Origin of the sequence: Tractidigestivibacter scatoligenes, assembly GCF_001494635.1 — a bacterium.
GTDB classification, from domain to species: Bacteria; Actinomycetota; Coriobacteriia; order Coriobacteriales; family Atopobiaceae; genus Tractidigestivibacter; species Tractidigestivibacter scatoligenes.
Genome location: NZ_LOJF01000001.1, coordinates 881,499 through 904,064, shown reverse-complemented (window position 1 = coordinate 904,064; position 22,566 = coordinate 881,499). Strand labels below are relative to the sequence as shown.

Below are 22,566 nucleotides of genomic sequence, written 5' to 3'. Positions count from 1 at the left end.
CCGCACGCAAACAGGAGGTATCGCATGGACGGAAATGTGGTTCTCGGCTGCGTTGTCTGCGCTGTTGTCGGCGGCCTCGTCCTCGTGCTTGCCGTATGGCAGATGCGCACCGGCAGCGTGCGTTTCCTGCACAGCTACCACTACGTGAACGTTCCCGCCGCCGACCGCCCTGCCCTCGCGCGCGAAAGCGGTCGCTGGCTTGCCGCAACTGGCGCGTGCGTGGTGCTTCTGGGGTTCTCGCTTCTGCTGCCCAGTCCGGCGGCAGATGCTGCTGCAATTGTCCTAATAATCGCGTTGTTTGCGGCCATCATCATGACCTGCCGAGTCGTCGTGAGGCGCAATGGGTCTCTCTTTGGTTGATGCCTCAGCCCGTCTGGCCGCACTCGAATAAGGAGGCCCATGGACGCCCTCAAGGCCCGCTTCGAAAGCCACCCCGAGAGACACCCCGGCGTTACCTGGGAAGACGTCGCACGACAGCTCGACGACGCGCGCCTGCGCGCCCTTGCCTACCGCGAGGAGACGTGTGGTGAGCCGGACGTCCTCCTCTACCAAGAGCTCCTCTACGTTGCGGACTTCTCGCCCGAGTCCCCGCAACGCCGGTCCGTCTGCTACGACAGGGCCGCCCGCCTGGGCAGGAAGCGTAACCCGCCGGCAACCAGCGCCTGCGAGCTGGCGGAGTCGAATGGTCTGGAGCTTGTGGACGAGAAGATCTACCTCGCCATGCAGGAGCTGGACCCTCTCGACGCAAGGACTAGCAGCTGGATCAAGACTCCGGAAGACATGCGCGCCCAGGGCGGCGCCCTCTTTGGCAGCAGGCGATACGACCGCACGTTCATCTACTGCAACGGAGCCGACTCCTATTACGCGGCGCGCGGCTTTAGGGCGTGTTTCCCGTTGGAGTGACAGTTGCACGGCCTTCGTGGATGGTGCCATCGCGCGATTTCGGCATCCGCGGGTTGCTCGGAAGCCAGCTTGAGGCCTGCCCGATGTCTCTGCGCAACGAGATTCCTCTAAAGGGGACGGGGAACCCCTTGTCTCGTGCTATTGTTTCAGCAAGGAAAACCACGTTATGGGAGGCTCGCCGTGGGACTCGTCTTTGGCAGGAAGAAGCGCCGCAAGCGCGCCGCGTACGACCCCGACGAGTTTGTGGACACCAGGCCGAACCCGTTCCTCACGCGCGGGTTCTCCAAGGGCGGCTCATCTCGGGGCTACTGCAACGAGGGCGGCCTCTATGCCAACAACGAGAACTGGGACGACTCCCCGCGAGACAGCTGGGACGACGGCTGGGACAGGTAGCAGCCACAACCGCCGATGAGACAAAGGGACTGTCCCTTTGTCTCATGCCTGCATCTCTAGCAGGTGATGCTCGAGCGCGCCATCCACGGCAAAGAGGTACAGTCCGTGAACGCCTCGCTTGAGCAGTACGTTGAGCTCATGTCGGAGGTTCGCCTCTGGGTCCTCGCTGCCGTTAATCGCCTGCGAGTTGCAGCTCTTTGACGGATCGAACACCAGCCGCCCTTCTCGCCAGCAAACAGATGGCCCAATAATCACGCCCGCGTAGTTGAGGTCGAACCCCTGGATAGTGTAAATCGAGCCGCATTCCCCCAGCGTGTGGCCCTGCTCAGCCCAAGCCTTGCCGCGTTCGTCTGCCGCCTCTTCCTCGGTGGCAGACGTCTCGTAGTTCCACGGCATGTGGAAGTACTCCGTGTGCGGGGGCTCCTCGGCCGCAACGGATGCCCGCCCGTGCCGCATCTCGCTCACGTCCCCGTTCTTGTCCAGAGACACCCAGCCGCTCTGCTCGCGATAAATGCGAACCTCCCACACACCCGATGCCGGCTTGGACTTGCTCGAGTACGGCCAGTCATACGTTGCCAGCACGCGCGAGAGCCCGTGCGAGGTATCGTCCACAATCTCTCCCGTAGCCGGATCAAAGGTCGAAGCATGGTCCTCGATTGCCAACTTCAGGTCGTACGGCGAGTCAAAGACCTTGATCTCGTAGGGCCTATGCCCCTCACGCGGTGGGTCGTGAGGAATCGGCCCCACTCCCCGTCCGTTGGCAAAGTCATCAATCCAGCGCACGATCTCGTCGCAGGCATCAATCCGGTACTGCTGTCGCAGAAGCAGGTTCTCCACGTGGAACGGGAACCCGGACACGTCGGCGGCCCTTCTCGCGCAAAGAACCTTCCCACCCGAGAAGCGCCCGTCGGGAAAGAGTGCACACTTCATCGAGGCATCAAGCTCCTGCGACTTTCTCAGCACCTGCTCAAGGTCGTAGACGGCAACCACCACACGCGCACGACGCATGATGTCAACGAGCATGTTCCTGCTGCCCGCGTAGCCCTGGTTGCCCTGGGTGAGAAGGAGGTGGGCCTCGTCGACAAGGGCAATATCGACCGGGCTGCAGGGATAGTCCTGGCGCGCTAGGCCGTTGCCGTGCCCGGCCTCGCTATGCTTGTTGATGAAAGGCGTCGGCTTGTCCACCACCACGTTGTCCCTGTTCTGGAGGCCAAGGCGCTTCATGATGGCGTTGTAGACCGTGAGCTGCTCGTTGTGGTTCACCAGAAGGCAGGCGTTGACGGGACGGCGGGGCCCCGCGGAGACGCCGCCGGCCTCTTGGACCCCCAGCTCGTTCATGATACGCAGGAACAGATGGCTGAGAAGAACCGTCTTGCCGGTTCCTGCCATGCCTTCGACAACGATGAGCTCGCCGTTCTCGACGGGAGCGCTGGGGTCTTGCGGCTGCGACGCGGCGGCCCAGCCGTCCATGAGGTCGCGCAGTCGGCCGAGAATTGCATCTTCCGCCGCAATCTGGTCTTTGCCCAGCGCGCGAAACGGCGATGCCTTGAAGATGGCGGAGTCCCGGATGACAGACTCGGCCGGGAAGAGCTCCGGCTCGTAGTGGTTGAGCTTGCGCCACACGGCAGAGGTGATTATCGGCAGCTCAGGCTTGGTGTAGTAGTTTGCCTGCGGATTGCCACGACCGTTTGCCAAGGTCACGTGCTCTGCGCCGGAAGCGAGAAGGTAGCTTAGGAAGTTGTTCTCGAGGTCAAGGGTAAGCGACTTGTTGAAGTGGTCCTGCCCAATGACCAGCATGCGGCTGCCGGGCCGATTGAGCTGCTGCCACACCCGCTTGCCCTGCTCGGTGCGATATGTGACATCGTCGGTGTAGTGCTCCTTGGTTCGCCGCACAATGGAGTTTGTCTCGCCCACATAGAGCACGAACTCGTCGAACTCATAGCCGCTACGAGCGCGCCTGTGCTGCTTGCCGCGAATGATGTAGACAGTGGGGTAGGTCTTGAGGAGCATCCGCGCGCTGTTTGAGAGCTCGCGGCCATCAACCTCGCGCTGCACCTGATCGATGCTCTGCTCAATCTGGATGTCGTCCTCATGGAACGGAACGTCTATGACAACGGGTTGCCTGACCGACATGGGTTTCTCCCCTACCTTGCTGCATGAGACAAAGGGACAGTCCCTTTGTCTCACAGCTCCGTGTACTTTTTGGCGTTGCCGCGGCTTAGCTCGACGGGATACTTCTTGGCGTTGGCGTCGATTTTCTCGTTCACGATCTGGAGCGGGTCAAGCCCACAGGCGTCGGCCATGAACAGGCAGTATATGAGGACATCCGCCAGCTCCTCCGAGATCGTATCCAGGCGGCCGTCCGCCGAGGTGTCTGCGCCGGACCACTGGAACGCCTCGAGCAGCTCCGCCGACTCGAGGCTTATCGAAATGGCGAGGTCCTTGGGGTTGTGGAACTGGCGCCATTCTCGCTGGTCGCGAAAGGCGCGCAGCCTGTCGATTGTCTCCTGGTAGTCGTACTTGCCCATGAGCATGGCCTCCCCCACGTTTGTTGCGCCGCACCACACCGCCAACGCCGCTTCGTCCATCCCGACACTTGGCTGGTTAGAACCATTATGCGTGACAAAGCCATTGTCGCCACAGCCATCCGCCAGTGACCAGAACTTATCCCCTCAGAATGGGAAAGCTCTCAGCAATGCGGCGGTAGAGCCTATATTGTTGGCCGTTGACTTCCTTCGTTCCACGAGGTTCAAACACTCCGAGAAAGTGATAGCCGCTCACGCCAGTGATGGGATCTTTTACCATGACGAACACCACTCGAGCAGAACTATCTCCATCGCCTTCGTAGTTCTCGCCTTCACGGCCTTCACAGATTACAGATCCGTCCGGGGAGACAATGTTGAGCCAACCCTTTCTCCCCTTTCCCTCAACCGCCATCTTTGTGGGAAACCACGCCATATACGAGGGATAACTCTTACGGAATGGGCCTTGTGGCCTGAAATATGCATGCTGCTGCCCTTGATAGCCCGAGTCGAACACCTCATTGCAGACATCGCAGATAGTCCGAAATGACAGCCCATCTCCCACGGAGATTGACTGTCGACCATCCAGCTTTGTCTCATCTCCCGCGTCAGGAGACCACTCAGTAAAGTCTCCGGCGTCTTTACGCCTCTGGGCCTCACTGCGAATCTCTTCTACAGCCATATCTATCTGGGCATTTACGCTGTCATAGCCCTTGGAGATATCAATATGTAAAGCTTTGTAGCCATGATTTGCATCGATCTGATTGAGAATGTCCATCAGGTCAAGCTCGCGTGCCCTATCGGCAGCTTTTTGATTGTGATGGAATGGCTCGTCACACTCTACACCAAGGTTCACCTGCGGAAAGTACAGGTCGATGAAGTAGCCTTTGCCATCAGGCCTTGCAAGCCACTGCTGCGACACCGGCTTTAGTGTGTCATCCCCCAAGCGATTCCATACAGCGTTTACGACGTAGTTCTCATAGTCCTTACGAGTAGTGCGCGAGAGCGTTTTCGCAAGGTATGCGAGCTTGTCCATGTTTTTCCATCGTCTTCCGGTTTCGTCGGCGTATGCGTCATTCGCAGCTGCCCATACAAAGCATCAATCAATAGCCAGCAATCTGACTCTGGCACCATGAAACCCTATCGTGTGATTTCGGCAAGTATCGTTTTGATAGCAGCGATGTCAGAGTCGGCAAGGCGACCGAAGCGTCCTGCGTTGCCTAGGTATCCGGCAGGTATCTCGGCAATGCGGTCAAGGCGCGCGATGGAGGGCTTGTCGAGCCCGGCGGCCTCCCACTCTCGTATGGGGTAGTCGTGCTCAAGAGCAAGCTTGTTGCTGGAACCCGTCACCATGGCTACGAGCAACCCGTCTGGCCGCGTCGCGAGCACAATGACGGGCCGGTACTTGTAGCCATGACCCTCGGAGAAGTCAAAGCGGGCGTGCCACACTTCCCACGGTTGCGGGACATGCTCACTCATCGCCGTCGTCCCATTCCGCTGGCAGCATGGCGACGCCCTCGGTGTTCAACTCCGGTTTATAGGCTATCGCTGCGATGGCGTCGTATGAAGGCGCCTCCGGCCGCAGGTCGAACGGAAGCCCCCCAACCTCAATTGACTTAATGAGGAAAGTGTTGATTGCGTCGTTGAGACTAAGACCCCAGCGCGCATATACCTCCGTCGCACCCTTCTTCACCTCGGCGGATGTGCGCGTCTTGATCTCCGCGCGCCTTGTCACTGCTGCGGTTGCCATAGAATACCTCCTTCTTGTTGTACCCATATTGTACCCATTTTGGGTACAAACCGCAGCCGGTACATATCGCAGCCAATACCACAAGGAATTCGGTTGCACGAACCCATCAGCCCAGATGCCCTAGCCCAGGGGCCTATCCCCTGGCCTTGCCTACTGCTGGTAGTAGCTCAGGAAGTCCTCGAGCTTGTCCATCGCCTCGTGCAGCGTGTGCTTGCGCGGCAGGTAGACAATGCGGAAGTAGCCGGGCTTCTCCCAGTTGAAACCCTTGCCCGCGGTGATAAGGACGTGCTCGTCCTTGAGCAGGTCGAGCGCGAACTGGTCGTCGTCGGTGATGTGGAACTTGTCCGGGTCAAGCCTCGGGAAGATGTAAAACGCGGCCTCGGGCTTGGTCACCGTGACGCCGTCCATGTTGGAAAGCCGCTCGTAGACGTACTCGCGCTGCTCGTAGATGCGCCCGCCGGGAACGAGAAGCCCCTGGCTGCGCTGGATGCCGCCCAGGCACGTCTGCACGATGGACTGCGCTGGCACGTTGGAGCACAGGCGCATGTTCGAGAGCATGTTGATGCCGTCGATGAGGTCCTTTGCGATGCGCTTGTTGCCCGAAAGGCTCATCCAGCCAATGCGGTAGCCCGCCACCATGTGGCTCTTGGAAAGTCCGTTGAACGTGATGCAGAACAGGTCCGGTGCAAGGCTCGCGATGGAGACGTGCTGTTTGCCGTCCATCACCAGGCGGTCGTAAATCTCGTCCGCAAAGATGACCAGCTGGTTCTCGCGCGCCACGTCCACGATCTGCTCCAGCACCTCGCGCGGGTACAGGGCGCCCGTGGGGTTGTTGGGGTTAATCACGACGATGCCCTTGGTGCGCGGCGTGACCTTGCTGCGGATGTCATCGATGTCAGGGTACCAGTTGGCCTTCTCGTCGCAGATGTAGTGCACGGCGGTGCCGCCAGCCAGCGTGGCGCAGGCGGTCCACAGCGGGTAGTCCGGGCTGGGGACGAGAATCTCGTCGCCCTCGTTCATGAAGGCGTTCATCGCAAGCTGGATGAGCTCCGAGGCGCCGTTGCCGGTGTAGATGTCCTCCACGTCCACGTTGGGGATGCCCTTGAGCTGGTCGTACTGCATGATGGCCTTGCGCGCGGAGAAGAGGCCGCGGCTGTTGGAGTAGCCCTCGCACTCCGTGAGCTGGTCCTGCATGTCCTTCACGACCTCGTCCGGCGTGCGGAAGCCAAACGGCGCGGGGTTGCCAATGTTCAACTTGAGCACGTGGATGCCCTGGTCCTCCATGCGGTACGCCTCGTCCAGCACGGGCCCGCGAATGTCGTAGAGGACGTTGTCGAGCTTGGATGACTTCTTGAACTGGCGACGAGGCATGGTGGATTCCTTCTTCTTGGTGGGGGTGGATGAGACAAAGGGACTGTCCCTTTGTCTCATTTCTGGTGGCGCGGCGGCGTTATCGGTCTCGCCCGAGAGCCACTCGGCGCTCACGCCGAGGGCGGTAGCGAGAAATGCGAGCGTTGCCTTTCTCGGTTCTGTCTTGCCACTTAGGTACTGGCTGAGCTGCGACTTTCCCAGCTTGACGCCATCGGCTGCTGCCATGCGAACGAGGTCTGCCTGACGCAGGCCGCGTTCGTCCATGGCCTGGCCAAGGCGCGCCGAGAAGTCCTTGTGGTTCTGGCCTTCCACGACCTCTCCCTTCCGGGTGCCCGCTGGGCGTGGTGCGAGAAGTTCAATTTCTCTTCTCGGCCGCCAATACGTTGGACCTCAAAAGTTCAATTTCTAGAACGAGAAGTTCAATTTATTGACAGAGTAGCACTGCCCATCACGGCGTACTGCGAGAAATTGAACTTCTCAGTGTGTCCACGGTTCTTTCGGCCTCCGGGAGTCTCGCGCCGCATACCCTTTCGACCCTGCCCCGAGAACAACCGGAGAAAATCGTCCTTACGGCGCCAAAATGACGCTGGAGCGAAGGTTCTAGGGTCGTTACTGCCAAAACGTGCCCTCCGGAGAGAATATGACGCCTGAACGAGGGTTCTCGACGGGATCACGTACGAGATGGTCCCTCCGGCGCCAAAATGACGCCGGAGAGCCGCTATTGTACGCACTTGCTGCGGAAACGCGTCCTCCGGCGCCGCGGGATTAACTTGCCTGGCCATGGGATTCGTTTGCCCGGTAACGGGATCCCATTACCGGGCAACTTAATCCCGCGGCGGGCTCGGGTATCATGGAACAACCAACACCGGCCCTGGAACGCGAGGAGCAGCCATGAGAACGCTTATGTCCGTACTTGCGACCGCCATAGCGTCATTTGTCGCGGTTGCCCTTGTCCCCTCGGCGCACGTGATTGGCCAACCGCAATGGGCGGCGTACCTGGCCTTTGCTCTCATGCTCTGCGTGATGAACGCAATCGTGAAGCCCATCATTCAGATTCTCTCAATCCCAGCGACAATCCTCACGTTGGGGCTTTTCACGTTTGTGATCGACGCGCTCATGGTGTCGCTCGCGTCCAACCTCGCCTCAAGCGTCTTTGGCATGGGCGTGGTTGTCACGGGATTCTGGGGCACACTCTTTGTCGCGCTCATCGTAAGCGTAGTGAGCGGGCTTCTCGGCGCCAAGGACTAGCGCCGCGCCGGCGACCGCCGCAGTCGCCACCGCGGCTACACGCACCCGCGACGGTCACTCGCCCCGTCCCTATCGCAGCTCGACATCCCCCTTGTGCAGGTGCTCGATGTAGCCCTCGCCCCACGTCTCAATGCTCGAGAGCACCGGAACAAAGTCCTCCCCCACCTGCGTGAGCGAGTACTCCACGCGCGGCGGCACCTCCGGGAAGACCTCGCGGCGCACCAGCCCCTCTGTCTCCAGCCGCTTGAGCTGCGAGGAGAGCGTGGAGTGCGTAAGCTCGGGCATGCGGCGCTCAAGTTCGCCAAAGCGCAGCTTGCCCTCGCTGAGGTGATGGAGAATCACGATCGACCATTTGCCCTGAAGCAGCCACTGTGCGGTCACAAATGGACAGACACCAAAGTCTTTGGGTGTGCTTCGCATGCGATGCCGTCCCTTCCTGCTGGTAGCAGATGGTATCTCAACTAATACCAAGTATCGAGAAAAAACGTTATACAAACACTCACATATATTGGGTACACTGATTTTAGTACAGAGTTGCTACCAAGTCGACACACCCGACTGAACAGGAGAGAGCAATGGCAGAGAAGAACGTCCTCATCGTGGTGGGGACCCTCCGCAAGAACGGCTTCAACGAGCAGCTGGCCCAGCGCATCGAGGCGCTGCTTGAGGGCCGTGCCAACGTGAGCAGGCTCTACTACTCGGCACTGCCCCTCATGAACCAGGACCTCGAGGATCCCGAGCGCCCGGAGGTCGCAGCCGTGCGCGAGGCCGTTCGTCAGGCCGACGGCGTGTGGTTTGTGAGCCCGCAGTACAACGCCTCGTTCCCCGGCCACGTGAAGAACCTGGTCGACTGGCTGAGCAGGCCGCTCCCCGGCAAGGGTCGCGACACCGCCGTTTCCGGCGGCATGCGCGCAACCGTCTCCGGCGCGGGTGGCCGCACCGCCACCGCCGAGATGCGTGCCGCGCTCGACGCGCTTCTCGCCTTTGTGGGTGCGCAGGTCATGACCGAGAAGGAGACCGGCATCGCCCTCTCCGGCGAGTCCTGGATGTCCGGCACGCTGACCCTCTCCCCCGAAGACGAGGCCGCCCTTTCCGCCCAGGCAGAAGCCTTCCTTGAGTTCATCGCGTAAGACGCGAGAAATACGCTGCAAGCAGGCCGCCCGGCACCCCCACGTGCCGGGCGGCCACTTCTATCTTGGCAATAAGCTCAAGCGTCCCCATGTAGGGCGCCCCAAACCACGCTCAGCGCTCCACCAGAACCGCACCGCTGGTAAAGTCGTCACCACTCGCCGGCAGCAGTTCCCAGATTCTCCCGCAGCTCGACCGCACCACCCGCGCATCGTGCGAAACCAGAACCACCGCGCCAGGGAAGTCGGAGAGCAAACGCTCCAGCGCCTCAATTGAGTGCAGGTCGAGGTGATTTGTTGGCTCGTCCATCACCAAGAGCTGCGGCTTTGTGAGAACCGCCTCCGCCAGCACGAGTTTACGCAACTCACCAGGGCTTAGCTCGCCCTCCTCAAGCAGCGCATCAGGCCGAGAATTGAGCTGCGCCACAACGGAGAGTACCTGCCCCTTCTCATCGGCGGCAAGGTCCTTCAGCCGAGCGCGGGCACGCCTTGCCGCATCCACGCCAATCTCCTGAGGCACATAAAGCATGGGAACATCCTTGGGAACCGCTGCGACAAGTGCCCTGACCAGCGTCGACTTACCTGATCCATTGGGACCAACAACGCCAACATGGTCCGCCGAACCAAGGAACAGCTCCGGCACAGCAACACCCGGGGCATCTGGAACCCCACCATAGCGCACCGTCCCCCCCGGCAACCGCGCAATGACCGACCTTCTCGACCGCTCGCCAAACGAAGGAACGTTGCCGTCATAGCACCGCTCGACGTATGACGCCTGCACACGGTCGCGCTCGCCCCTAATACGTGCATCAAGTGTTGTGGCAAGATGCGTGGCGCGCCCGTCCTTGCCCGAGACAATCGCGCGGCCAATCTTCTCGCGTGCGTCATGGTCACGCGGGTCAAGGCCGCGCCTGCTCCGCAGGCCGCCCGCACGCGAGGCAGCCTCCACCCGTCGCTGGCGCTCGGCCGCCAGGCGACGCTCCTCTCGCCTCGCACGCGCCTGAGCGTCTGCGGCTGCCGCACTCTCGCGCTGCCGCTGCTCAAAGGCATGCGAGTAATTGCCAGGCCGTACGAGCACCTCTCCTCCCTCAAAGGAGACACATCTCTCCACCAACGCGTCGAGAAGGTCTCGGTCGTGCGAGATGAGAATTCCCACGCCAGAGAAGGAACGCAGCGCGAGTAGGACCGCCTTGCGCGTAGGCGCATCAAGGTGGTTTGTGGGCTCATCCAGCACCAGCACGTCCGGTCGGCTCCAGAGTGCCACCGCCACCTGAAGGCGCTTCTGCTGCCCGGAGGAGAGCTCGCCAAAGCGCCATGCCCAATCGTCGCCAATGCCCAGCGCGTCGCGCAGGCGCACGGAATCGCGGTCCCAAGCAGCGGCAAAGTCGAGAAGCCCCGCAGGAGCAAGCGCGCTGTCCTGCTCGCAGTATGCGGCGACAAGGCCTGTGGGCCCCACGCTCCCCGACGTAGGACGCAACTCGCCCGTGGCAATCCGAGCAAGCGTGGACTTGCCGCAGCCGTTGTCGCCAACCACGCCGGTCCAGCCAGTGGGCAGGCTTAAGGTAACGCCGTGAAGCACTTCACGCGGACTCCCGGCATAGCTGTAGTGGATGTTGGTAAGGTTAAGTTGCATAAAGACCTCACAGACGCAGGGCCAGCGCAACGCGCCGGCGGGTGGGCATGTACTTCTCGCCCAATGGGGCAGCGTCTAGTTGCGCAAGGTCCTCTCCCGTCTCTCGGGCGGCTTGCCAAAGGCCAGCCCGTCTTTCATACAACGTAAGGTAGCCTAAAGGAGAACCGCCCCTCTTTCAAGAGGGGCGGTTCAGGTGAATCAAATTGTTATCTAGTGCTAGTTCTGCTTCTTCTGCTTTCCAAAGCGGGCGACAAGGGCAATCGCGATAGCCGCAACGCCCAAGGCTGCGATCACCTGCATGGTACCAACAGGAGTTGCATCTGAGGTATTAGGGTTCTTTGCCACTTCAACGGGCTTCTTATAGGAGTTCGTGAAGTCAAGACCCTCTGCCTGCTCGCCGTTGTCCTTGGTAATGGTGCGTGTGTAATCGAGGCCATCAACGGTCTCGGTCACCTCATAGGTAACGGTATACACGGTCTGGTCGTAGGTATAGCCTTCGGCATCGCCCGTCTCCTCGTAACAGCGGTATACGTAGCCGGGCTTAGCGAAGCTAACCTGACCAAGCTCGACGGTTCCCTCGCCGTAGATGGTCACCACGAGCTTGCCGTTCTGGGCGCCCCCGGGAAGCGGAGCACCATCAAGCGCCTCGAAGTCAAACGTAAACGTCTGCTTTGAGGAAGGAGCATCACCGAATTCCGGCCCTTACATCTGACGACAACCAGACGGCTATATGGCAGCTTTGACATTACTCCATGCGGTTTTGTATCAGCTCTCTCCGCGCTACCCCATATCCCAAGCTCAAGCGACACGCGTTTATGTTGGAACCCGTCGCAATTCGTTAGTGGCCTGGCGCTGGCCTGAAGCGCACCTTTCGCCAGCCCGCACCCGATGTGCGAGTCCCTTGCTTTCGCTGAAGACAGACGTGCTAAGGCGGCAGCGAATAAAATGACCGAATGGATGCTTATCGAGTCTCAACAGACAAGTCATTTTGTGTTCCTGCGTTTTCGGTATTATATAATGGCTGCTTAATCATAGCGTCATTATCATTTGTGGCTTGGGCCCGTAAAGCTGCTCCATGGCTTGACGCATCAGTTGAGTACCCGGTTCTTTCTCGGCTCCATTGGTTCACGAAAAGGCTCTGTCCGTGCGGGAATTTAATCTCATCGCTTCCACGAAGGATTTTCTCCTCCAGCTATGGAAGGGAAACATGAGTGCGTGCGCGGACATGCTGGCAACCGACTTTTTCTTTGTGGGTCCTTTTGAAGGATCTCTTGGGATTGGCGCCTCCAAATTCGTCGAGCTTCGCATTAAGCTGCAGCCACTGTTCCAGCGCCTTGAGTACGAGACGCAGCGATGCGAGGTAACCTACCGCGACGCAAATACATCAATATGTTTTGTCGTTGTTTCGGTATCGAATGATGCGAAGCACGAGACCAAGCTAACCAGCGTAGCCGTATGGAAAGACACTCTCGCCGGCATCAAGCTGGCTCAACTAATCATATCCGTCCCCGTAGGCGTCAATTTCATGGATACCGACTACGGCCGCTCAATGGGATCGGCCATTGCTCTGGCTAACCTCCCAACGTGGGAGAAACGCCCGCTCGTAATGAAAGACAGCAGTGGCAGGAATCACGTGGTTGATCCCGCCCGCACAAGTTATCTTGAAGCCAGGCACCAGTACAGCATGGTTCACACGGCGCCCGAGCCCTTCAAGATGCGTGAGTCGCTAACTAGCACGCTGGGGCGCTTCCCCTCCTACTTTGTGCGCGTACATCGCAGCTACGCGGTCAATGCGCTCATGGTGTCGAGCATAGGCAGAGACGAGATAAACCTCACTAACGGCGAGCGGGTACCCATCCCTGTCAGGCAATCCACCGCCATTCGCAGCCTTATTCTCTCAACGATCTCTAACGCCCTAGGTGGACCTGCGGGCACTTCGGACGGACTGGCGAGTGCCTCGTGCGGCTCTGGCCTAGCGGTCGATGCCACGGCCGTCGACGAAGACGAGAATGGAAGGCCGGAGGGCATGTGCCAGCCGAGCAAGGGCAAAGAGACGCCCCCGAGCAATAAGTGAGCTTGCGATACCTGTGGCCGCGTACGTTGCTTCGTAGGGTTTGACGGTGGCTCCGGCCGCACGCCGGTTGGGCGGTAGGCCGGCGAGCCGCCGGTGGGGCAGCAGAGCGGCAGGCAAGCAGGCAGGCAACCTGATCTATGGCCCGAATGTACAAAAATGTCTGATAATCGCAAATATTTAGACGCCCGAACGTGGGTTTTGTACGGAGCTCCTGCGATAACGTACCCTCCGGCGCCGATTTGATGCCCGAGCAGCGACTTCGTACGGGACCGCTGCGAAAATCGCGTCCCCAGCGTCGTGCGCGCCCGCGTGCTACGCTCAACTCGCTACGACCAACAGAGAGGACGCGCATGCCAGACGAGAAGCACCCCACCGCAGAAGGCGCAACAGCCGAGGACCTTGAGACCTCGGAGCGCCTCATCGACTTCATCCATCGCTGCCCCAGCATGTTCCACACGGCGGCAACCATCAGCACCTGCCTTGACCAGGCCGGATTCACTCGCCTGCCCGAGGGCGACGCCTGGGAGGTCAAGCCCGGCGGCTCGTACTACACCACCCGCAACGGCTCCAGCGTCATCGCCTTTCGCGTGGGTGAGGACGCCCTCGACCGTGACACCTACCACTTCCAGATGACGGCGGCCCACGCGGACTCCCCCACCTACAAGGTGAAATCCGTGCCCGTGCTCGAGGGACCCGAGAAGTACCTGCGTCTTAACGTCGAGGGCTACGGCGGCATGATTGACTACACCTGGCTCGACAAGCCTCTGTCGCTCGCCGGCCGCGTCCTGGTGCGCACAGCCACGGGCATCGAGAGCCGCCTCTTCGCCCCCGACCGCGACCTGCTGCTCATTCCCAGCGTGGCCATCCACCTCAATCGCTCCGTGAACGACGGCAAGGCGTTCAACAAGGCCGTCGACCTCTGCCCGCTCTTCTCGGCCGGTCGCCTGCACGAGGAGGACTTCGACCGCATGGTTGCCGAGGGCGTGGGCGCCAGCCCCGAGGACATCCTGGCGCGCGACCTCTTCCTCGTGAACCGCGAGCGCCCGTGCGTCTGGGGCATGGCAGACGAGTTTGTCTCGTCCCCCAAGCTCGACGACCTACAGTGCGCCTTCGCGTCGCTCGAGGCGTTTGTCGCCGAGAAGAACCGCCGCTGCGTCACCGTCTTTGCGTGCTTCGACAACGAGGAGGTTGGCTCCAACACCAAGCAGGGGGCCATGTCCACGCTGCTCCACGACACGCTGGTGCGCGCCAACGCGGCGCTGGGCATGGGCGAGGAGGACTACCTGCGCGCCCTCTCGCGCTCCTTCCTTGTGAGCTGCGACAACGCCCACGCATTGCACCCCAACCACCCCGAGCTCTACGATGCCGAGAACCGCTGCCGCCTCAACGGCGGGCCGGTGGTGAAGGAGGCCGCCAACCAGAAGTACACGACCGACGCCTTTAGCCGGGCCGTCTTTGTGTCACTGTGCGAGAAGGCCGACGTGCCGCACCAGACCTTTGCCAACCGCTCGGATATGGCCGGCGGGTCCACGCTTGGCAACCTCTCGAACACGCAAGTGAGCGTTCACGCCGTGGACATTGGGCTGCCGCAGCTGGCAATGCACTCCAGCTACGAGACGGCGGGCACGCGCGACACCACGTGGACCATTCGTGCGTTACGCGAGTTCTTCTCGGCTTACCTGAGAATTACTGGTGCGGAGCGGGTAGACATGGTCTAGCAGGCACTCGTTTGGACGGTCTCGGCACTGGTCCATGCAGGCCGGGCTCGTTCCTAGGAACCAGGAGGCATTGTCATGTGCACGGCAATCAGGTTCACAGACGACAAGGGTCAGATGTACCTCGCGCGAAACCTCGACTGGAGCTGCGGGTACGGCGAGCGCGTCGTGGTGACGCCGCGCGGCTTCAAGCCCAACTCCCCGTTTGGCGCCGTTACGGGCATGCGCGAGCCCGTGATTGGCATGGGCATTGTCGAGGAGGGAATGCCGCTCTACTTTGACTGCGCCAACGCCTCTGGGCTGGGCGTGGCCGGCCTCAACTTCCCGGGCTATGCGCAGTACGCTGACGCCCCGGTTGAGGGCAAGACCAACGTTGCCGCCTACGAGTTCCCACTGTGGGTTGTGGCCAACTTCACGACCGTTGACGAGGTCGAGCGCACCCTTGATGACCTGGTGATTGTTGGCAAGCCCATCAACGATAAGTACCCCGTGTCGCTGCTGCACTGGATCATTGGCGACGCCACGAGGAGCATTGTGGTCGAGCAGACGGCCCAGGGCATGGAGGTCTATCACGACGACGTGGACGTCCTGGCCAACCAGCCTGGCTTTGCCTGGCACCGCGAGAACCTGCGCAACTACATGAACGTCTCCAACGAGCTGCCGCAGAACGTGGTGTGGGACAAGGCCGAGCTTCTCCCCTATGGCTCCGGCGCAGGCATGCGCGGGATTCCCGGTGACTACTACTCTACCTCGCGCTTTGTGCGCGTTGCGTATCTCAACTCGCACTATCCGGTGCAGTCGGGCGAGAAGGCAAACGTGAGCCGCATGTTCCACGAGCTTGAGGGCGTTGCCATGATCGACGGCGCGGCCCGCATGACCAACGGCGAGTTTGAGCGCACCGTGTACACTGGCGGCTACTCCGCGGCCACGCGCACGTACTACTTCAACACCTACGAGGACCCCGCAATTCGTAGCGTTACCATGGACGACTACGACACCGAGGGCACCGAGCTGGTGCAGGTGGCGGACCCGAGGGCGTAGCGCGGGCTTGCTTGCTGCGAGGTATGGGGTCTCGGCTATGCCGGGACCCCTCTTTTTTGGTTTTCTGGGCATCCCGCTATTCCCGGCTCGTCGTGCATCTCGGCTGCCAACTGGGCAGATGCGACGAGCCTGTGACGAGCCGGGAATAGCGGAGCTGCACCGCCGGAGGCTTGTTACCGGCGCATCGAGGTTCTCGACTGCCAACTCGGCGGACGCCGCCGGCTCGCGTCGAGCCGGTAACAACGAACGGGCTGACGCCCCTCTCGGCGGGCAGTCCCTCTCGGCGGCAACATCTTGCCGCAGGATTTCGCCATTTAGGAATTTTCCGAACGGTTAGAGGCCTCTAAACGGCGAGATTGCGCGGCATGTCAGAGATGTCGCGGATTCCGAACGGTTGGGCCCATCTCCTCTGCCATCGCAAGAAGCATCACAAATCAATTGTGTGCAATTGGTTGTACTCAATCGATTAGCGCCGCCAGCCCGCCAGTTCGCGCCATACTGAAGCCGTTACCAACAACACCGGGCCGCAACGCCCAGAGGAGGGAGCCATCATGGCATCCGAGAACACCACCAACTACCTGGACTTTTCTGTTACCGCACAGGACGGCAGCACCGTCCCTCTGAGCACCTACGCCGGCAAGGTCCTGCTCGTTGTGAACACAGCCACCGGCTGCGGCTTCACGCCCCAGTATGAGGACCTCGAGCGCATCTACGCCGCCCACAAGGACCAGGGCCTCGAGATCCTGGACTTCCCCTGCAACCAGTTTGCCGGCCAGGCGCCCGAGTCCGACGACCAGATCAACCAGTTCTGCTCGCTCAAGTTCAACACCGAGTTCCCGCGCTTCAAGAAGCTCGACGTGAACGGCGACACCGCGGACCCGCTCTTTGCCGCGCTTGCCACCGAGCGCCCCTTCCAGGGCTTTGGCAGCGGCCTCAAGGCGGCGGCGCTCGACAAGTTTGCCAAGGCCAACAACAAGAAGTTCGGCGAGAAGGCCTACATCATGTGGAACTTCACCAAGTTCCTCATCGACCGCAACGGCCACCTTGTGGCGCGCTTCGAGCCCACCACCAGCATGGACGAGGTCGAGCGCGCAATCGAGGCGCAACTCTAGTGGATGCCTCGGCATCGTCGCAGGCGTCACCGCAGGAGGCCTCCTTCACAACGGAGGGGGCCTCCCCAGCCGAGCTCCTGCGCCTAGACAACCAGCTGTGCTTTCCGCTCTACGCCTGCTCCAAGGAGGTCGTCCGCAGCTACCAGCCGCTGCTTGGTCCGCTCGGCCTCACCTACACGCAGTACCTCTGCATGATGGTCCTCTGGGAGGAGGGCGCGGCAACCGTGAGCCACCTCGGAGAGCGGCTCTACCTGGACTCGGGCACGCTTACGCCGGTCCTGAAGAAGCTCGAGAAGAGCGGCTACATCACGCGCGAGAGAAGCGTGGCGGACGCGCGCGTGCTTGAGGTACGCCTCACGCCCAAGGGCCGCGACCTTCGCGACCGCGCGGCATCCGTGCCGGTGGCCATGGCGTGCCACGTGCACCTCTCGGCAGACGAGGCCGCAGAGCTCAAGCGGCTCCTCGCAAAGGTGCTCGTCAGCGTGCGCAATGGCGAGCCGACCGGCAGCAACGCATGCGCACAGACAGAAGGAAGCGACAACTAGTGAGCAATAAGCAGGACAGAAGCGCCGAGAAGAGCCAGGCGACCGCGCCCATCCCCACCACCGAGCGCGAGAAGACCATCGTCCGTACCAGCATCCTCGGCATCGTGGCCAACGTGCTGCTCGCCGCATTCAAGGCCGTGGTGGGCGTGGTCTCTAACTCCATCGCCATCACCCTCGACGCAGTGAACAACCTCTCCGACGCGCTTTCGTCGGTCATCACGATCGTGGGCACCAAGCTCGCCGGGCGCGCGCCGGACAAGCGCCACCCCATGGGCTACGGGCGCATCGAGTACCTCACGGCCATGGTCATCTCGATCATCGTGCTCTACGCCGGCATCACCTCGGCCGTGGAATCCGTGCAGAAGATCGTCTCGCCCGAGGCGCCAGACTACTCCGCCGCCGCACTGGTGGTTGTTGCCGCCGGCGTCGTGGCCAAGGTGCTTCTCGGCCGCCATGTGCAGTCTGTTGGCAGGCGCGTGAACGCAGACTCGCTGGTGGCCTCGGGGCAGGACGCGCTCTCGGACGCCGTGCTCTCGGTGTCGACGCTGGGCGCCGCCGTGGTCTACCTGGTGTGGGGCGTCTCGCTTGAGGCCTGGGTGGGCGCCGTGATCTCGGCGTTCATCGTAAAGGCCGGCCTCGAGATGCTCTGGCAGACGCTCAGCCAGATTCTGGGCGAGCGCGTGAGCCCCGATCTTGCAGAGAAGGTCAAGAGCATCGTGGCCGAGGATGACTGCGTCCTGGGCGTCTACGACCTCTTCCTCAGCAGCTACGGACCAGAGCGCAGGGTTGGCTCGGTCCACGTGGAGGTGGCCGACACCACCACCGCCGAGGAGATCGACGAGCTCTCGCGGCGTGTGGCCGAGCGCGTCTTTGCGCGAACGGACGGCCAGGTCATCATCGCGGCAGTGGGAATCTACTCGAGAAACACCAGCAAGGACGTTGCAAGCATGCGCGAGCGTGTGCGCCGCATCGTGGCGGCGCACGACCACGTGCTGCAGTTCCACGGCTTCCACGTGGACGAGGCGCGCCACCTGCTGGAATTCGACGTTATCATCGCGTTTGAGGCGCCTGACCGTCAGGGCGAGTACCACCAGATCGTGCGCGAGGTCGAGGAGGCCTTCCCCGACTACACCGTGCGCGCCGCGCTCGACAGCGACATCGCGGACTAGAAAAAACGGCGCGGAGAGGCCACCCTCCCCGCGCCGATGAGACAAAGGGAAACTCCCTTTGTCTCATCGAGCGATGTTGTAGAAAGCGGAACCGCCGGCGTACTCGGCGGCGTCGCCCAGCTCCTCCTCGATGCGAAGCAGCTGGTTGTACTTGGCCACGCGGTCAGAGCGGGCGGGCGCACCAGTCTTAATCTGGCCGGCGTTGGTGGCAACAACCAGGTCGGCGATCGTGGTGTCCTCGGTCTCGCCCGAACGGTGCGAGACGATCGTGGTGTAGCGGGCACGCTGCGCGGTCTGCATGGCCTCGAGGGTCTCGGTGAGGGTGCCAATCTGGTTGACCTTCACGAGCAGCGCGTTTGCCGCGCCCAGCTCGATGCCGCGACGCAGGCGGGCGGTGTTGGTGACAAAGAGGTCGTCGCCAACCAGCTGCACGCGCGAGCCAAGGCGCGCCGTGAGCTGACGCCAGCCGTCCCAGTCCTCCTCGGCCAGGCCGTCCTCGATGGAGATGATGGGGTAGGACGAGACAAGCTTGTCCCAGTAGTCGACCATCTGCGCGCTGGTGAGTGTGCGGCCCTCGCCCTTGAGGACGTAGGTGCCGGTTGCGGCGTCGTAGAGCTCGCTCGTGGCGGGGTCCATGGCAAAGACGAAGTCCTCACCCGGCTTGAAGCCGGCCTTCTCGACGGCCTTCATGAGGTACTCGAAGGGCTCGGCGTTGGTCTTGAGGTTGGGGGCAAAGCCGCCCTCGTCGCCTACGCCGGTGGAGAGGCCCGCATCCTTGAGGACGCCCTTCAGGGTGTGGTAGACCTCGGCCGACCAGCGCAGCGCCGTGTGGAAGTTGGGCGCGCCGACGGGCATGATCATGAACTCCTGGAAGTCCACGTTGTTGTCGGCATGAACGCCGCCGTTCAGGATGTTCATCATGGGCGTGGGCAGCGTGTGCGCGTTGGGGCCGCCCAGGTAGGCGTAAAGCGGGAGCCCCGCGGAGGCAGCGGCCGCGCGGGCGGTTGCCAGGCTCACGCCCAGGATTGCGTTGGCGCCCAGCTTGCCCTTGTTGGGGGTGCCGTCGGCGGCGATAAGGGCCGCGTCAACGCCGCGCTGGTTGCGGGCGTCGAGGCCGAGGACGGCCTCGCGGGCCTCATTGTTCACGTGGGCAACGGCCTTCTCGACGCCCTTGCCCTGGTAGCGGGCGGCGTCGCCGTCACGAAGCTCGACGGCCTCAAACTCACCGGTAGAGGCACCGGAGGGGACGATCGCCCTGCCAAAGCTGCCGTCGGCGAGCGTGACCTCTGCCTCGACCGTGGGGTTGCCGCGGGAGTCCAGGACCTCGCGTGCGTGGACCTTCTCGATTGCGCTCATGTTGTGCCACCTTTCGTGTGGTTGCCTGTGGCGGTTTGACTGCCGCAGGTATTGTTTAGTGAAGTACGAAGTAAAAGTTACCTTTTTCTTACTTACGTGTGTATACCCGCAGCGCCCCGCCCCCATACCAGAATTGCGGATGCAGCGAAAAATAATGTTGTGAATAGAACACTGTGCCGAGAAGAACGCGCCGCCGACGCAAGAAAGGGGAACGTCGGCGGCGCCTGTTGTGCCGATGGTCCGGGGAGAGGGTCCGGGCACTACGGCGGGAGTCAACGGCTCGTGCTCCTGCGCTGCAGTCGGTGTCGCAGGTGTTAGCCTTACTTAACTCTAAGAGAAGAGTACACCATGGTTAACTTGTTGTGGTCGGGAATTTGCTAAAACTCGACTATTTTTCTCTGCGAAGGCCACGCCGCCTACCCCCGCCGTCAACGCCAAGCGCCCGCGCGCTCCCCTACCCCCAGACCTGCTCGGCCACCTCGTGCACCAGGCGGACCTTTGCCCACTGCTCGTCCTCGGTCAGCTTGTTACCAATCTCGCACGACGCAAAGCCGCACTGGGGCGAGAGGCACAGGCTCTCAAGCGGCACATACTTCTCGGCCTCGTGGATGCGCGCGACCACGGCCTCGGGATCCTCAAGCGCAGGAGACTTGGTGGTCACCAGCCCCAGCACGACCTTCTTGCCCGCCGGCACCTTTGCCAGCGGCTCAAAGCCGCCCGAGCGCGCGTCGTCAAACTCCAGGAAGAAGGCGTCGACATTCTCGCGCGCCAGAAGGAAGTCCGCCACTTCGTCGTAGCCGCCCTCGCAGGCCCACGTAGAGTGGAAGTTGCCGCGGCACACGTGCGTGTTCACCGTGAGGTCGGCGGGGCGGCCCTCCAGCGCTCGGTTGTTGACGTCGAGCAGGGCCTCCTTCACGCGCTCCAGGCCAGCGGCGTCGGTGCCAAAGAACTGCTCGGCGTGCGGGTCCACGACCATGCCCCAAGAGCAGTCGTCAAACTGCAGGTTGCGGCAGCCCGCAGCGTAGACGTCGGCGATGAACGCACGATACGCAGCAACGATGTCGTCCGCCAGCTCCTCGTCAGTCTTGTAGTAGCGGCGCGTTGCCTCCAGGTTGAAGGGCATCGCGAACTGCTCGAAGAACTGCGCCGGTGCCGGGATGGTGAGCTTGGCCACGCACTTCTCGTCCTCGAGGTCCTGCACGAAGCGGAAGTGGTCGATGAAGGGATGGCCGCCGCGGTAGACAATCTTGCCGGTGAGGTAGGTGTCATCGATCTTTGCGGCCTCGTCGTGGAAGGGCAGGCCAGTCTCGGTGGGCTTGTGCGCCACGCCGTCGAACGCCCACATAAAGTCGAGGTGCCAGGTCTCGCGACGAAACTCGCCGTCGGTGATCACGCCCAGGCCGGCGGCCTTCTCCTTTGCCACCAGGTCACGGATGCACTCGTCCTCGATGGCCGAAAGCTCTTCGGCCGAGATGCGCCCGGCCTTCCAGTCGACGCGCGCCTGCTTCAGGCGGGCGGGACGCAGGAAGCTGCCAACCACGTCAAAGCGGTGCGGGGTCTTCTTGTCATATGCGATGCTCATGGGGTTACCTTTCTCTTGCCGTTGACAAGAGCAATGGTGCCCCTTGCGAGAAGTCAAAGGAACTATCGATGTGCTATTGCCTGCCATAGCCAGAGGCTATGTACTTCGCAACGTAGGCGCTCAGGTGCTCGAGGTATCGCTCCGCCATGGGCGAGAGGGGCCGGCGCGGCTGGTGGATGTAGCCCAGCTCCATCGTGCCGCCATCCTCGAGCGGAACGGCCACGATGTTCTCGCCGTTCAGGTCCACGCTCAGGATGCCGGAGGAGATGGTGTAGCCGTCAAGACCAATGAGCAGGTTGAACAGGGTCGCGCGGTCCGTGACCACCACGGCCTTGTCCACCTGCTCGGTGATGTGGGGCTCCTCGGCAAAGTAGAACGAGTTGCGCGAGCCCTGGTCGTAGGAGAGGCGTGGGTACGGCGCCAGGTCCGCCAGCGTCACGGAGTCACGCGCGGCCAGCGGGTTGGTCCTGCTCACAAAGACGTGCTCGCGGGCCTCGAAGAGCGGCTCGAAGCGCAGCTCGGCATCGCGGATGGCGCTGGTGAGCACCTCTCGGTTGAAGTCGTTCCGGTAGAGCACGCCCAGCTCGGAACGCTGCAGGCGCACGTCCTCGATGGTGCCAAAGGTGGTTCCCTCGCGCAGGCTGAACTCGTAGCGGCTCTCGCCATGTTCGCGCACCAACTCGGCGAAGGCATTGACCACGAATGCGTAGTGCTGGCTCGAGACGCCAAAGACGCGGCGCGGCGGCATGCCGTGCTTGTACTGGGCCTCGAGGAGGTCGGCCTGCTCGACCACCTGCCGCGCGTACGAGAGGAACCGCGTGCCGTCCTCCGTAGGCACGACGCCCTTGCTGGAGCGCTCGAAAATCGTGATCCCCATCTCGGATTCGAGCTCTGAGATGGCCTTGGAGAGCGACGGCTGGGCAATGAAGAGTCGCTGCGACGCGGCGGTGATCGATCCGGCCGTGGCGACCTCGACCACGTAGCGAAGCTGCTGCAGTGTCATGGCGGTGCTCCCCTCCCCCTGG

The 22,566-nt window shown here is 61.9% G+C and carries 22 protein-coding genes and 1 pseudogene; 11 read left to right on the top strand and 12 right to left on the bottom strand.

The genetic code is table 11. The annotated features are described in order from the left end of the window. Positions 1–24: 24 nt before the first annotated feature. The 3 genes from AUL39_RS03980 (at position 25) to AUL39_RS03970 (ending at position 1,296) form a co-directional block, all read left to right on the top strand. Positions 25–360 carry a hypothetical protein gene (locus AUL39_RS03980; RefSeq protein WP_059053812.1) on the top strand — a complete coding sequence of 112 codons (336 nt, stop codon included), beginning with the start codon at positions 25–27 and terminating at the stop codon, positions 358–360. Between the two features lie 39 nt (positions 361–399). Further along, positions 400–903 (top strand): DUF4256 domain-containing protein, encoded by a 504-nt coding sequence (locus AUL39_RS03975; RefSeq protein ID WP_059053809.1) that lies wholly within the window; start codon positions 400–402, stop codon positions 901–903. Positions 904–1,083: 180 nt separating this feature from the next. Then, positions 1,084–1,296 (top strand): hypothetical protein, encoded by a 213-nt coding sequence (locus AUL39_RS03970; RefSeq protein WP_059053807.1) that lies wholly within the window; start codon positions 1,084–1,086, stop codon positions 1,294–1,296. 42 nt (positions 1,297–1,338) lie between these two features. Here the strand turns inward: AUL39_RS03970 and AUL39_RS03965 are convergent, their stop codons facing one another. From AUL39_RS03965 to AUL39_RS03940, 6 genes are all read right to left on the bottom strand, one after another. Next, positions 1,339–3,429: a DUF2075 domain-containing protein gene (locus tag AUL39_RS03965; RefSeq protein ID WP_059053805.1), complete on the bottom strand. Its 2,091-nt coding sequence runs from the start codon at positions 3,427–3,429 to the stop codon at positions 1,339–1,341. Positions 3,430–3,479: 50 nt separating this feature from the next. Then, on the bottom strand, positions 3,480–3,884 hold the full coding sequence (locus AUL39_RS03960) for a nucleotide pyrophosphohydrolase (protein WP_235810747.1): 405 nt from the start codon (positions 3,882–3,884) through the stop codon (positions 3,480–3,482). Positions 3,885–3,960: 76 nt separating this feature from the next. Further along, complete coding sequence (locus AUL39_RS03955; RefSeq protein WP_059053803.1) at positions 3,961–4,854, bottom strand: AbaSI family restriction endonuclease; 894 nt, start codon at positions 4,852–4,854, stop codon at positions 3,961–3,963. A 104-nt stretch (positions 4,855–4,958) separates the two neighbouring features. Next, positions 4,959–5,297, bottom strand: a complete 339-nt coding sequence (locus tag AUL39_RS03950) for a type II toxin-antitoxin system PemK/MazF family toxin (RefSeq protein ID WP_059053801.1) — start codon at positions 5,295–5,297, stop codon at positions 4,959–4,961. Continuing rightward, positions 5,290–5,568 (bottom strand): type II toxin-antitoxin system RelB/DinJ family antitoxin, encoded by a 279-nt coding sequence (locus AUL39_RS03945; protein ID WP_059053798.1) that lies wholly within the window; start codon positions 5,566–5,568, stop codon positions 5,290–5,292. The genes AUL39_RS03950 and AUL39_RS03945 overlap by 8 nt, the downstream gene beginning before the upstream one ends. Before the next feature lie 150 nt (positions 5,569–5,718). Next, positions 5,719–7,203: an aminotransferase class I/II-fold pyridoxal phosphate-dependent enzyme gene (locus tag AUL39_RS03940; protein WP_082667250.1), complete on the bottom strand. Its 1,485-nt coding sequence runs from the start codon at positions 7,201–7,203 to the stop codon at positions 5,719–5,721. 627 nt (positions 7,204–7,830) lie between these two features. On the opposite strand from AUL39_RS03940, the gene AUL39_RS03935 reads away from it, so the two are divergent. Next, positions 7,831–8,187 (top strand): phage holin family protein, encoded by a 357-nt coding sequence (locus AUL39_RS03935; protein ID WP_059053796.1) that lies wholly within the window; start codon positions 7,831–7,833, stop codon positions 8,185–8,187. A 69-nt stretch (positions 8,188–8,256) separates the two neighbouring features. Here the strand turns inward: AUL39_RS03935 and AUL39_RS03930 are convergent, their stop codons facing one another. After that, positions 8,257–8,607, bottom strand: a complete 351-nt coding sequence (locus tag AUL39_RS03930; RefSeq protein ID WP_059053794.1) for a winged helix-turn-helix transcriptional regulator — start codon at positions 8,605–8,607, stop codon at positions 8,257–8,259. 155 nt (positions 8,608–8,762) lie between these two features. Here AUL39_RS03930 and AUL39_RS03925 point away from each other — a divergent pair, with 155 nt between their 5' ends. Next, positions 8,763–9,317, top strand: coding sequence for an NADPH-dependent FMN reductase (locus AUL39_RS03925; protein ID WP_059053792.1), 555 nt, complete (start codon positions 8,763–8,765; stop codon positions 9,315–9,317). Between the two features lie 112 nt (positions 9,318–9,429). Here AUL39_RS03925 and AUL39_RS03920 read toward each other — a convergent pair whose 3' ends face one another. Together AUL39_RS03920 and AUL39_RS03915 are read right to left on the bottom strand one after the other, a co-directional pair. After that, complete coding sequence (locus AUL39_RS03920) at positions 9,430–10,947, bottom strand: ATP-binding cassette domain-containing protein (protein WP_070807542.1); 1,518 nt, start codon at positions 10,945–10,947, stop codon at positions 9,430–9,432. Positions 10,948–11,163: 216 nt separating this feature from the next. Further along, positions 11,164–11,616: pseudogene (locus AUL39_RS03915) on the bottom strand (Spy0128 family protein); the annotation flags it as partial. Positions 11,617–12,553: 937 nt separating this feature from the next. Here AUL39_RS03915 and AUL39_RS11210 point away from each other — a divergent pair. The 6 genes from AUL39_RS11210 to AUL39_RS03885 all read left to right on the top strand — a co-directional run bounded on the left by AUL39_RS11210 (position 12,554) and on the right by AUL39_RS03885 (position 18,603). Further along, positions 12,554–13,021, top strand: a complete 468-nt coding sequence (locus AUL39_RS11210; RefSeq protein ID WP_160327022.1) for a LytTR family DNA-binding domain-containing protein — start codon at positions 12,554–12,556, stop codon at positions 13,019–13,021. Between the two features lie 350 nt (positions 13,022–13,371). Next, positions 13,372–14,739: a M18 family aminopeptidase gene (locus AUL39_RS03905; RefSeq protein ID WP_059053785.1), complete on the top strand. Its 1,368-nt coding sequence runs from the start codon at positions 13,372–13,374 to the stop codon at positions 14,737–14,739. A gap of 75 nt (positions 14,740–14,814) precedes the next feature. Beyond that, on the top strand, positions 14,815–15,777 hold the full coding sequence (bsh, locus tag AUL39_RS03900; protein WP_059053783.1) for a choloylglycine hydrolase: 963 nt from the start codon (positions 14,815–14,817) through the stop codon (positions 15,775–15,777). A gap of 551 nt (positions 15,778–16,328) precedes the next feature. Further along, on the top strand, positions 16,329–16,889 hold the full coding sequence (locus AUL39_RS03895) for a glutathione peroxidase (RefSeq protein ID WP_059053781.1): 561 nt from the start codon (positions 16,329–16,331) through the stop codon (positions 16,887–16,889). Then, a complete protein-coding gene (locus tag AUL39_RS03890; RefSeq protein ID WP_174519238.1) occupies positions 16,889–17,434 on the top strand; it encodes a MarR family winged helix-turn-helix transcriptional regulator in 546 nt (181 codons plus the stop codon). The genes AUL39_RS03895 and AUL39_RS03890 overlap by 1 nt, the downstream gene beginning before the upstream one ends. Further along, on the top strand, positions 17,434–18,603 hold the full coding sequence (locus AUL39_RS03885; RefSeq protein WP_235810746.1) for a cation diffusion facilitator family transporter: 1,170 nt from the start codon (positions 17,434–17,436) through the stop codon (positions 18,601–18,603). Before AUL39_RS03890 ends, AUL39_RS03885 begins: the two co-directional genes overlap by 1 nt. Before the next feature lie 63 nt (positions 18,604–18,666). Here the strand turns inward: AUL39_RS03885 and eno are convergent, their stop codons facing one another. The 3 genes from eno to AUL39_RS03870 form a co-directional block, all read right to left on the bottom strand. Continuing rightward, positions 18,667–19,959, bottom strand: a complete 1,293-nt coding sequence (gene eno / locus AUL39_RS03880) for a phosphopyruvate hydratase (protein WP_059053779.1) — start codon at positions 19,957–19,959, stop codon at positions 18,667–18,669. A gap of 454 nt (positions 19,960–20,413) precedes the next feature. Beyond that, positions 20,414–21,541 carry a 5-methyltetrahydropteroyltriglutamate--homocysteine S-methyltransferase gene (locus tag AUL39_RS03875; protein WP_059053777.1) on the bottom strand — a complete coding sequence of 376 codons (1,128 nt, stop codon included), beginning with the start codon at positions 21,539–21,541 and terminating at the stop codon, positions 20,414–20,416. A 73-nt stretch (positions 21,542–21,614) separates the two neighbouring features. Then, a complete protein-coding gene (locus tag AUL39_RS03870) occupies positions 21,615–22,544 on the bottom strand; it encodes a LysR family transcriptional regulator (RefSeq protein WP_059053776.1) in 930 nt (309 codons plus the stop codon). Between the last annotated feature and the right edge of the window lie 22 nt (positions 22,545–22,566).